Annotated in this window: 1 protein-coding gene; it reads right to left on the reverse strand. The window is 64.9% G+C overall.

From position 1 onward, the window contains the following. Window positions 1–135: 135 nt before the first annotated feature. On the reverse strand, window positions 136–484 hold a 349-nt coding region (locus tag AC1DBD_RS17765), incomplete at its 5' end, for an ATP-binding protein (RefSeq protein WP_476982710.1).

Raw genomic sequence — 484 nt, forward strand, 5'->3', positions numbered from 1 at the left:
GCACATCGCCGCCGATAAGGCGGGCACTAGTCATCACGTCAAAATGAGAATGATTAGCATTTAATGTTGTCCGGGTTTGTTCGATTGTGGCGAAATGTTGCAGCGCTGTGAAAAGCGACGGCGGCGGGCCGGCGCCTAGTTCGGCAGTTCGATCACCGCACGCAGGCCGCCTTCCCGGCGATTTTGCAATGTGACGTCTCCGCCATGTGCGCGAATGCAGGAGCGGGCGATGGCCAGCCCGAGGCCCAGTCCGCCCCCCATTCCACCCGTGTCCATGCTGCGTGCGGAGTCCAGCCGGGCAAACGGCTCGAAGACCCGGCCCAGATGTTCCGGCGCGATGCCGGGGCCGCTGTCGTCGACCTCGATCCGCAAGGTCTGGCCCAGCGTGTCCGCCAGGACCGTGACGCACACGGCGCCGTAGCGCGCGGCGTTGTCGATCAGGTTGTTCAGCGCGCGCTTCAGATGCACGGGGCGGCAGCGGTAG

It is taken from the genome of Arthrobacter sp. 10T419, assembly GCF_056394105.1.